The sequence below is a fragment of the Rickettsiella endosymbiont of Rhagonycha lignosa genome, assembly GCF_964031165.1.
Lineage (GTDB): Bacteria > Pseudomonadota > Gammaproteobacteria > Diplorickettsiales > Diplorickettsiaceae > Aquirickettsiella.
Genome location: NZ_OZ035011.1, coordinates 469,935 through 481,734, shown reverse-complemented (window position 1 = coordinate 481,734; position 11,800 = coordinate 469,935). Strand labels below are relative to the sequence as shown.

The following is an 11,800-nucleotide window of genomic DNA, read 5'->3' as shown; positions in this document are numbered from 1 at the left end:
TGTATGAATCTATGCATCAGCGTTGGTTTTACTGTTCCCTATACTAATGCATTTTAGCTTCTGATTCCGATGGAGGTTTAACGATACTGACTATTCTCAACAAGGTATTTTTACACAAAGTGTGCTAATTAATAATCGGGGGTCCCGATAATAAAAAATTTTCGCATCTTCCAATGCGATGCTGAATATAAAAACAATAACAATAATGAGGCAAACTATGCGTATTCTATTAATCGAAGATGATGGAGCACTAGGTGATGGGATTCACAAAGGTCTAAAACAGTATGGCTATACAGTTGATTGGCTCACTGATGGTCGAACCGCCTTAAGTTCTATCAAAACAGAAACATTTGATGTCATCCTACTTGATTTAAATTTACCGGGTCTACCCGGGTTAAGTGTTTTACGTGAGATGCGCGCAGCGGGTATCACTATGCCTGTACTCATCTTGACAGCGCGCCATGCCATCGAAGATAGAATAAAGGGCTTAGATAGCGGTGCTGACGATTACTTAACTAAACCTTTTGACTTGGATGAACTATCTGCCAGAATTCGGGCTTTACAACGACGCTTCTCCAGCAATCGCGCTTCCCCTCTATTAACGTATCGCGATATCGAATTAGACCCCAGCTCATTTACCGTCACACTCAAAGGATTGGCTATTAGTCTGTCGCGTCGTGAATTTAGTTTACTGCAAAAATTGTTAGAAAATGCTGGCCATGTTGTCTCGCGCGACTCGCTTAATCAATGCCTCTATGGCTGGGGTGATGAAATTGATAGTAATACATTAGAAGTGCATGTCCATAACTTACGAAAAAAACTAGTCGATACCAACTTTATTCGAACAATACGTGGTGTGGGTTATATGGCCGAGAAGGAAAACAATTAATGTTTACTATTTTTTCGATTAGACGTTTTTTATTGTTTAATCTATTAAGCACGGTTATCGCTACTATCATCATTACTGCTTTTGGGAACTATTATATAGACACCCAAGCTATTAATGTGGGTTTAGATAATTTACTAGTAGAAACAGGCTCGCTCCTTAAAACCGTTACTAATAACCCACGCTTCTTAACACCTGAAACACTTAGAGCCATTCAATCACAACTCAATACCCACAATTATATTCCTAAAAAAAACTCCGCTTTTAATTCTCATTCTAATATAACTGACATCACTCAAAAGCAATTACGTTATAAATTTCAATTATGGGATGGCGATGGCAAGTTATTATTAAGTTCAGAAAAAACACCGACAGCGCCACTCATCAGTAAACCAGGGCTCAGCGATAAAATTATCGATGGCAAAAAATGGCGTACTTTTACTATTTACGATAGCCACCGCGGAATTATTTTAGTTTTAGCGGAACAATACGCCGCGCGTCATACCATGATTCATGACATGTTAGTCAGTGATACTTACCTTACTCTCTTTATTTATCCTTTATCAGGAATGTTTATTTGGCTCATCATTGGTAGCGGATTAAAAAGTATCCGTTTTTTTGCTAAAGAAATGACTGAGCGTGCTGCGGATCACTTAGATCCCGTTGATTTAAATGAAGTGCCCGTAGAAATAAGCCCTTTGGTAGATGAATTGAATAAACTTTTTTTACGTTTACAACAGGCTTTTGAACGCGAGCAACGTTTTGCTGCGGATGCCGCTCACGAATTACATACACCTCTCGCTGCTTTAAAAACTCAAGCACAAGTAGCTCTCAAAACTACCGATCCACAAGAATGCTATATGCACTTAAAGCAAGTCATAGCCAGTGTTGATCGTTGTTCACATATCATCCAACAATTACTGACATTGTGTCGCTTAAGTCCAGAAACCATCATGCCGGAACACTTTACACAAGTAAATTTGTCACGTATAGCAGCTGAAGTCATTGCTCAATTAGCACCACAAGCTATCCACAAGCAGATAGAAATTGAATTAATCGCAAAAGAATCAGACTATATGATGTTAGGAAATACTACAGGCTTACATGTATTAATCCGCAACCTTGTCGATAATGCTATTCGTTATACCCCTATAGGAGGAATTATTAAGGTACTTATTTTTAAAAAGTCTGACTCCATTGTCTTACAAGTAATAGATAACGGTTCGGGTATTCCTGATAAATTACGCGCGCGTGTATTTGAACGCTTTTTTCGAGTGTTAGGAACTAATGCACAAGGTAGTGGTTTAGGGCTTGCTATTGTAGAACAAATTGCAAAATTACATAAAGGATCAATCGCATTAGATACACCTGAAGAAGGCACCGGACTCCAAGTTGAAGTTCGCTTTCCAAAATAAATGTAACTTTATCCCTATTAGGCATTATCGTAATAATGCCCAATCTTTTTAATTAACAAAAAAAAATTCATGCTGTGATAGCGTGCGAAAGATATGCGCTTGCCCATGTAGCTGGATTGTCGTCGCACGCTTCGCTTGTGCATTGACGAAACTGATCCACTGATCTACTAGAAGCATGCCAAAATGGGGTAGCAATAAGTGGCTGAATTGGTCGCGTAGGACCTAAATTAGATATATCTTCATCTGAAATGCCACTGTCTGATTGATTATCTATGCTTGTAATGTCTCTATTGAAGCTCTCTTCTTGCTCTAATTGTTCAACATAAGATATCTCAGAAGTATCTGAGACATCGTCCCACTCCGTATCACATGCTTCATCCTCATCAACATAAGACCTAGAAAAATTAATAGCCATAATTTCTTTTTCTAACTCAGTATCGAGAAATGAAACTTCACCTAAAATAAATTGACTTAATTTAATCATGTCACTTTTTAAAGAATTCGGATCTATACTTTCTGTGCAAGCCTCAAGATCTTTAGCGCACTGTTGCAATGTATTCAAGGCTACCGATAAACGTGTAAAAGCGGTAGCATCAAAACCACCATTTAAAGTGCTAATAAATAAATTTTTATCTACATAAATAATCGATTCTAAGTGATTTAAAATATCGTAAAAGTTAGTACTACTTACAAAACAAAATTCATATTGCTTATCTAAATTTTCTTTATAACATTCATAATAAAATTGAATTTTATAAATTGTTAAATCTAATAATTGCTTAAAATGAGGGGTTAAATGTGGATAATCAATAAGATTTACATCTGCATTTACTTTATATATCAATTTAAATCGCTGCTTAATTCCTTCAATTAGATTATAGATGCCTAATAATTTAGTTGCATTTTGATGAGCGGACTTATTCTTTATAAATTTCATTATTTCATTAATTTTTTCTTCAAATACAGAAAATTCTTCCTTGAAAAATAAAGCTTTCAATATAGTTATTTCTTTTAATAGGATTTCTCTTTCATCTAAATTATAAATTAATTTAATTCGATTATTAAAATATTTAAGTAAAATATCTATATCTAGACGTTCCTTATGGAAATCAGAAATATTATTTCCAAGGTATATGTTTTTTTTGTAAGATGAATTCCATGCTTCAAATACATAGTCTTCATTGATGGGACTATAAACTAACGAAGTAATTTCGTATTCAGATATTTTTTCTATAATGAGAGAAAGTGCAGTATAATTTACTAGCTCCGAATGGACATTTAATAAATCATTACGCGTATTATCTATACGTGCTTTTATATCTCTAAAAGCGTTTAATATTTTTTTTGCCTCTTTTAAATTACAAAGTTTTGTTTTAGGTTTAATTATCCAAGAAATAAATATTTGCAACCAACGAACTATTGCCCAATTTGATTTCTGAACAGATTCTGTTTCAAGATATTCAGGAAAAAATCTAACAAATAGATCCGTAGTGCTCGTATTTTTAATAACTAATAGAATTAAATAGTTTAAAGCGTCTTTATGAACCTCATTTTTTTCGATGTTTTCCTTATCAAGATTCTTAAAAAAATAATTAATATAAGATTTATCTAATTTATTTATTTCTTTAAAAAAAATAAATACAGCATAATTAATCTTAATTTTATAATCTATATCTGTTTTAGAAATTTTATTTAATTTTGAATTATAATTATTTAATAATTCGTCGAATTTTTTAATCTTCATAAATACCTACTTTTTATTATTTTTTTATGGGTATTATTTTTTATAGATTGTAGGCTACTTTTATTAAATAAAATTGTCAATAAAATTTAATTTTTAATTTAAATTTTAAATTTTAAATTTTAAATTTTAAATTTAAAAATTAAAAAATATTTAATACGAAATTAATTAAAAAGATCTAATGCAAATCTTTTTTTAATATTTTTCCCAACATGGATTTTGGCAGATGATTCAAAAATGTAATTTCATATGGTAACTTATAAGCAGTTAGTGCAGCTCGGCAATAATTTAATAGTTCTTCTGCGCTTAGGCTTTCATCTTTTCGTACCACAAAGGCTTTAATCGCTTCACCGGTTTTATCGGATGGTATTCCTATTACTGCAACCTCTTTAACTTTTGGGTTTTGTTGAATAACATGTTCAACTTCTTCAGGATAGACATTGAAACCTGAAACTAAAATCAGTTCTTTTTTTCGCCCGACGATAAACACAAAGCCCTGATGATCAATACGCGCTAAATCACCGGTGAACAACCACCCGTCTGATGTTAAGGCAGATTCTATATCAGCCGTTTGCATCCAATAATCTTGCATGACTTGAGGACCTTTTACGCACAATTCACCTATTTCACCTATCCTTACCTCATTTTTTTTATCATCGCAGAGACGAATATCTGTCGAAGGAAGTGGTAAGCCGACATGATCGCCGGCTATTACTAAATCCCAAGGTGGAGCGCAGACTACAGGAGATGCTTCAGTCAGCCCATAACCTTCTAATAATAACTTTCCGGTTATTTGCTTCCAGCAAATTTTAACGGTAGATTGAATTGGGGCGCCACCTCCTAAAGCAATCTTTAAATTCGTAAAATCTAATTTTGTAAAGGCTTTATGCCTCAGAAGCGCTTTAAATAAAGTGTTAACGCCCAACAAGGTACTAAATGGTGTGTTTGCAAGTACCTGAATCAGCTGTTTTATATTACGTGCATCAGGAATTAAACAATTCTTACCGCCTAATCGTACACACATCAAACCGTTAACCATCAAAGAAAAAATATGATACAACGGTAAAGCGGTAATAAATGTTTCTTGGCCTTCATACAAAATAGGTCTAACCCACGCTGTTAACTGCTCTATATTGGCTAACATGTTACGGTGGGTTAGCATCGCACCCTTAGGAACTCCTGTAGTACCGCCAGTATATTGTAGAAAAGCAAGATCTTCTCTTTGGATTGCAACCGTTGAAAATGTTAAATTCTGACCAAATTTAATGGCCACTAAGAAATCGATTAGATGAATGGTCGGATTTTTTTGTTTTTGGTTTTTTATCAACCAATCAGCAGAAACATTGACTATCCAATTCCGCGGCCAAGTGAGCATATCACCTAAATGAGTTGTTATGACATATTTTATAGATGTGTTTTTTAGTGTCTGGATTATATTGGGCAAAAAATTTTTTAATATAATTAATACCTCCGCTTGAGAATGCTCCATTAGCTGGGTAAATTCAGTTAAGGTATAAAAAGGATTTACGTTAGTAACTACCATTCCTGCTTGCAGCACTGCAAAAATCGAAATCATATATTGTGGACAATTCGGTAACATTAGCGCGACTTTTGTTCCTTTATTCAATTTTAATCGCTGCTGTAAATAAGCAGCTAAGCAGCGACTCAAGTCAGACCATTGCTCATAACTAATCGTTTGCTGAAAAAAACTCAATGCAGGTAGCGAACGAAATTTTTTGCAAGCATCTGTAAATAATCGATCAAGTGATTGATAAATATCAGGATTGATCTCAGCAGGAACTTGTTGCTGGTAACGATTCAACCAAATTTTTTCCATCATTCACCACCTAGAAAATTAAAGGCAAGCATTCCCTATTAAGTTTTAGTATATAATGTCTATTTTGTTTCGACATTTTATAGTGACCAGGTGGACTATTTATGCACAGTTTGATGGGAACATCACAAGAAGCCTTTAAATTAAAAGCCAGTCTATTCACATTAACAACTTTTCATTTGTTAAACGCTGACGCACAATTGGTTCATCAACAATTAAAACCTTTAGTTGAGCAAACTCCACGTTTTTTCCAGCAATTACCCATTATTTTGGATTTATTTTCTTTATCTACAGCAACCGGGCCTATTGATTTTCCTGCTCTTATTAGCTGTTTACGCGGCTACGGTTTAATTCCTGTCGGAATACGCGGTGGCAGTGCTGAGCAGCAAACATTTGCGATACAATCAGGGCTTGCCATCCTCGCTAATATAAAAACAGAAGCTAACGAGACCCCGTCTAAGCCAAATACGCCGACACCTGCTATTAACTCTAAGTTGATTACTCAGCCAGTGCGCTCGGGTCAACAGATCTATGCAAAAAATAGTGATTTAATTGTAATTGCTTCCGTCAGCCCGGGAGCAGAATTATTAGCCGATGGCAACATCCATATTTATGGTCGATTAAAAGGTCGAGCATTAGCAGGAGTTTCTGGAAATCAGCACGCACATATTTTTTGTCAAAACTTAGAAGCTGAGCTCGTAGCGATTGCTGGTCATTATTGGTTAAGTGAAGATTTGCAGGATTTACAACAAACACTAAATAAAGGCAGTGTACAAATTTTTTTATATCAAGAACGTTTACAAATAAAACAACTTGCTTAAGTTAGATCTAAACATTCACTACTTTTAAGTAGTATCCATTTTTCCAATAGATCATCCATTTGTTCTACCTTAATAGGTTTAACCAATACCTCATCGATACCGGCTTGAAGAAATTGCTGTTGATCCGCTGGTTGACCGTAAGCCGTTAATGCAATAATAGGAATATGTTCTTTATCTGTTTCCTGTTGTCGAATTATCTGAGTAATAGCAATACCATCGCTATCCGGCAAAGCGATATCGAGGAGAATAAGATCGTAGTGATTTTGCATATAATAATTTAAAGCCATTTCAGCATTACTCGCGATATCGTAAAGTATTTCTTTTCGTTCCAACAGCAAACGATAAATACGCTGAATAATTTTATTATCCTCTACCACCAAGATGCGTAATGTTACATCATTAAAAATAGCCAAGTTATTTTTTTCTGTTCCTCTTGTTTCAACACGCGGCTCTTCTTTAAGTTCATGCAAAGGAATGCGACAAATATAATGACTTCCTTTTCCAAGCGTACTTTCAACTTTTAACGTCGCTTTTAATACGCGCAGATAACTTAAGATAATAGCTAAACCTAAATTAAATGTCCTATAACGGCGGTTTTTCTGAGGATTAAATTGCTTAAAGCAGGTATTTAATTCTAATAATTCAGCTTCATCCATCCCTTTTCCAGTATCTTTAATACTGCATATAATTTCGGTGTGCAGCGCAGCAGATTCTTTTATAAGGCTAACAACTTGTATAATAACAATACCTTGTTCGGTATTAATTAAGGCATGACTGCTTAAATGAAACAAGATATGGTAAATCAAATTCGGATCGCCTATCCAGATTAGTGGAATATCTTTCGGATAATCGAGAATTAACTGTAACCCACGCATCCCTGCCTGATAGGATAATTGGCTAATCACTTTTTCTAGCAAATTTTTTAAATTAAAAGTACAAGATTGCAATTCAATATGTTGCGTTTCTAACTCAGAAAGATTCAACATGCGGTTCATTACAGGCAAGATAGTTTCACATGCTTCAAGGATATCCGTCACATAACGTTGTTGCGTAGGCAGTAAACAATCCATAGTTAACAATTGCGCAATCCCAATAATGTTAGCTAAGGTGGTACGCAATTCATAACTTAAATTTGAAATAAAATCCGACTTTGCATGGTTAGCATTTTCCGCACGTCTAGCATTTTTGACAATCGTTGCTAATAGATGCTGATAGGCTTCTTCTTTCATATTTTTTTCCTTTATGACATGCGTACTTCAAGCGGCAAAATTCACAGCAATTGGGTTTTTTGGGAGTGGACCGTGTTGTGAAGCAACCGGAATGTATTATTTATACATAAGGATTGCGAATTGAGCGGTAACACAGACAAAAACTTAAGTGCGAAAAATATCTTAGAAAAGTTTAAATCTCCTTCAATTGTGAAAACTGAATATCTGGCCAGCGTTCCATAGTTAGTTTTAAATTAACCTGACTCGGTGCCAAATAAATCAGATTTTCTTTAGCATCATGGGATAAGTTTAAAGATACTCGATGTTGAAATTCTTTTAATTGCTTATTATCGTCCGCGCTTACCCAACGCGCCGCCACGATATTAACTGCTTCATAGGCACACTCTACTCTATATTCATGTTTTAATCGGTAAGCCACCACATCAAATTGCAAAACTCCCACTGCCCCTAAAATTAATTCACTACTGTTCAACGGTTTAAATATCTGTATTGCTCCTTCTTCAGATAATTGCATCAATCCTTTTAATAGTGCTTTAGATTTTAATGGATCTTTTAGACGAACTCGTTGAAATAATTCCGGTGAAAACGAGGGAATGCCAGTGAATTTTAACGTCTCACCCATGGTAAAACTATCACCTATCTGTATCGTGCCATGATTATGTAAACCAATAATATCGCCTGGCCATGCTTCTTCGGCTCTCACTCTGTCACCTGCCATAAAAGTCAGTGCATTATGTACCATGACCTCACGCTGTGTGCGGACATGAAATATTTTCATACCTGGTGTGTATTTTCCAGAACATAAACGCAAGAAGGCAACGCGATCTCGATGCGCTGGATCCATATTCGCCTGAATTTTAAATATAAATCCGCTGAAGTTAGGTTCTTGTGGATACACAACTCGAACATCAGTTCGTCTTGGCTGAGGACAGGGTGCATATTTCACAAACGCAGCTAATAGTTCTTGTACGCCAAAATTATTAATCGCTGAGCCAAAAAAAACCGGTGTTAACTTTCCTGCAAGATAATCTCGCTCATTGAAATTTGCACTCGCCCCCCTAATCAGCGCCAATTCATCTTGTAATTCATCAAATAAAACGCCGACTCGTTCTTTTACCTCAGGCCGATTAAGACCTGTAAAACATTCACTCTCTTTACGCTTTAAATTACTTGAAGGTGCATAAAAATAAACTTTGTCCTCTAAGGTATGATAGATACCCTTAAATTGTTTTCCCATACCTATAGGCCAAGTGATCGGCGCACAGGCAATCCCGAGAGTCGATTCAATATCATCTAATAACTCAATGGGCGTACGCGCTTCTCTATCCATTTTATTTATAAAAGTCAAAATGGGGATCTGCCGTAAACGACAAATTTCTAATAATTTTTTTGTACGCGGTTCCACACCTTTGGCCGCATCAATTACCATTAACGCAGAATCGACTGCCGTTAACGTACGATAGGTATCTTCAGAGAAATCCGCATGGCCTGGTGTATCTAGTAAATTAAAAATACACGCTTGATATGGAAATTGCATCACTGAAGTCGTGACAGAAATTCCTCGTTCTTTTTCTAAAGCCATCCAATCGGAAGTAGCATGGTGTGCGGCTTTACGCGCTTTAACCGTCCCCGCAAGTTGTATGACACCTCCCCACAACAAAAGTTTTTCTGTCAATGTCGTCTTACCCGCATCCGGATGAGAGATAATTGCAAATGTTCTTCTAGATAAAATTTCTTCCGGATACGATGCGTCTGACATAAGAACCCATGAATTAAATATTAAAAATAACCATTATTTTAAAGGGGATGTTATTGTATACGAAATTGCGTTGCTGTTTTCATCTAATTCACCAATTCCTTGATAATGCTAATTGCCAAATTAAGTATTCTAGTTTAACCTGGCAACTTTCTGGGAGAGGTGTCCGAGCGGCTTAAGGAGCACGCCTGGAAAGTGTGTGTAGGTTTATCCCTACCGCGGGTTCGAATCCCGCTCTCTCCGCCAATGGTGGTTATATCGGTCCCTTCGCAACACAAAGCAGCGAACCCCGTCAGATCCGGAAGGAAGCAGCGGTAGTTGTCCATGTGGGTGCCGAGGTGTGGCTGCTATAACCGCCTCCATTAGACCTCTTGCATAACCCCAGTGATGGGCTTGAGTTCGAGGCAAACGATAGTCGAGGACCGGGAGTTTACATGAGTAAATGAGGACCGTAGACTAGCGTTTAACGATGAAATCAAGTCTAGCACGCAGATTATGCAAGTGGTCTATAAAGATCTGATGATTGGATCAAGGTGGTTCTTATGAGTTATCAAGTCCTTGCGCGAAAATATCGGCCTCAATCATTCGATCAGCTAATTGGTCAAGAATCTACTTGCCGCATCCTAAAAAATGCATTGAATACGCAACGAATTCATCATGCTTACCTTTTTACGGGCACGCGCGGGGTTGGGAAAACAACCTTAGCACGTTTACTTGCTAAATGTTTAAATTGTCAAACCAAGATCACACCTGAACCTTGTAATCAATGTGCAACATGCCTTGCGATTAATACGAATCGTTTTACCGATCTCATTGAAGTAGATGCTGCATCACGCACCAAAGTAGAGGATACACGTGATCTATTGGCTGATGTTCACTATGCACCCAGCCAAGGCCGCTATAAAATATATCTTATTGACGAAGTGCATATGCTTTCTTCACATAGTTTTAATGCCTTATTAAAAACTCTCGAAGAACCTCCACCCCATGTCGTTTTTTTATTAGCAACGACTGATCCGCAACGTTTACCCGCCACGATACTTTCGCGGTGTCTACAGTTTCATTTAAAAATTATTTCAGCGGCGCAAATCAGCGACCATCTCGCTAACGTACTAAAAAATGAAAATATTCCTTATGAACTCGCTGCGCTATCACCACTTGCGCAAGCGGCACGGGGTAGTTTACGTGACGCATTAAGTTTATTGGATCAAGCGATAGCTTATACCAATCAAAATCTTACCAAACAGGATATCAATACCTTACTCGGCCATGTCGCTAACACCGAAGTAACTAGGTTACTTGAAGCATTAATTTTAGAAGATACTACGCAGCTTTGGTCTTTAGTCGAAAGCTTAAACGAGCTCGCTGTAGATTTTTCATGGGTTATTGATGAGCTCATTACTTTTTTACATGATATGGCGCTGAGTCAACGGTTTAAGACCGAAACTAACTATCCCCAGGCTGTTATTAATTTAGCCAAAAAACTTTCACCTGAAGACATTCAACTTTATTACCAAATTGTTTTATTAAGTCAACGTGATCTAACGCTGGCACCCACTCCTCGACTAGGCTTTGAGATGATGTTGCTTAGGCTACTCGCTTTTAAACCTGGGATTGAACAGACTGAGCACCACTTAACAAAATCAATTCAACCGATTGTGACAGAAAAAAAACACAACGCTGCGCGCAAGATAGAGCAAGTAATAGAACAAAAGCAACAAAAGAACTTGCACTGGCCTACACTTATCAAACAATTAAACTTAACGGGCTTAACCTATGCCCTCGCCCAGCAGTGTGCTTTACAGTCTTATCAAGACAACCACATTTCTTTATGCTTAGACCCTAGACAAGCCGCACTTCGCAGTGTTAAACAAGAAGCCAAGTTAACGCAAGTACTTTCAGACTATTTCAAGCAACCCACCACATTAGCGATTATTCTCGGTGATGTCGATTTATCGACTCCCGCACGTCTGGAACAACAGTACAAATCACAACGTTTAGAACAAACGGCAGCCGCATTACAAGAAGATCCTACTATTCAAGCGATTATGCAGACATTTGATGCTAAACTACAGCCTGAGTCTATTCAGCTTCTGGATGAAGATTGAATATCTCTGT

General features: G+C 36.7%; 8 protein-coding genes, 1 tRNA gene and 1 other RNA gene. 6 read left to right on the top strand and 4 right to left on the bottom strand.

The genetic code is table 11. From position 1 onward, the window contains the following. The first annotated feature begins 217 nt into the window (after positions 1-217). Positions 218-889 (top strand): response regulator transcription factor, encoded by a 672-nt coding sequence (locus tag AAHI99_RS02235; RefSeq protein ID WP_339051129.1) that lies wholly within the window; start codon positions 218-220, stop codon positions 887-889. Continuing rightward, positions 889-2,301, top strand: a complete 1,413-nt coding sequence (locus AAHI99_RS02230) for an ATP-binding protein (RefSeq protein WP_342228054.1) — start codon at positions 889-891, stop codon at positions 2,299-2,301. Before AAHI99_RS02235 ends, AAHI99_RS02230 begins: the two co-directional genes overlap by 1 nt. A gap of 67 nt (positions 2,302-2,368) precedes the next feature. Here AAHI99_RS02230 and AAHI99_RS02225 read toward each other — a convergent pair whose 3' ends face one another. Continuing rightward, entirely contained in the window at positions 2,369-4,045 is a 1,677-nt protein-coding gene (locus tag AAHI99_RS02225; protein WP_342228053.1) for a hypothetical protein, read from the bottom strand. 175 nt (positions 4,046-4,220) lie between these two features. Then, the gene (locus tag AAHI99_RS02220; RefSeq protein WP_342228052.1) at positions 4,221-5,882 is read right to left on the bottom strand and encodes an AMP-binding protein; all 1,662 of its coding nucleotides are present in this window, start codon (positions 5,880-5,882) and stop codon (positions 4,221-4,223) included. 98 nt (positions 5,883-5,980) lie between these two features. Here AAHI99_RS02220 and minC point away from each other — a divergent pair, with 98 nt between their 5' ends. Continuing rightward, the gene (gene minC / locus AAHI99_RS02215; protein WP_342228051.1) at positions 5,981-6,697 is read left to right on the top strand and encodes a septum site-determining protein MinC; all 717 of its coding nucleotides are present in this window, start codon (positions 5,981-5,983) and stop codon (positions 6,695-6,697) included. Here the strand turns inward: minC and AAHI99_RS02210 are convergent. After that, on the bottom strand, positions 6,694-7,926 hold the full coding sequence (locus AAHI99_RS02210; RefSeq protein WP_342228050.1) for a response regulator: 1,233 nt from the start codon (positions 7,924-7,926) through the stop codon (positions 6,694-6,696). The genes minC and AAHI99_RS02210 overlap by 4 nt on opposite strands. Before the next feature lie 172 nt (positions 7,927-8,098). Next, complete coding sequence (locus AAHI99_RS02205) at positions 8,099-9,685, bottom strand: peptide chain release factor 3 (RefSeq protein ID WP_342228049.1); 1,587 nt, start codon at positions 9,683-9,685, stop codon at positions 8,099-8,101. Between the two features lie 153 nt (positions 9,686-9,838). Between AAHI99_RS02205 and AAHI99_RS02200 the strand changes: the two genes are divergently transcribed. From AAHI99_RS02200 to dnaX, 3 genes are all read left to right on the top strand, one after another. Beyond that, a tRNA-Ser gene (locus AAHI99_RS02200) sits at positions 9,839-9,928 on the top strand. Between the two features lie 10 nt (positions 9,929-9,938). Continuing rightward, positions 9,939-10,035, top strand: an RNA gene (gene ffs / locus AAHI99_RS02195) — signal recognition particle sRNA small type. A gap of 189 nt (positions 10,036-10,224) precedes the next feature. Beyond that, positions 10,225-11,790: a DNA polymerase III subunit gamma/tau gene (gene dnaX / locus AAHI99_RS02190; protein ID WP_342228048.1), complete on the top strand. Its 1,566-nt coding sequence runs from the start codon at positions 10,225-10,227 to the stop codon at positions 11,788-11,790. Positions 11,791-11,800 lie beyond the last annotated feature (10 nt).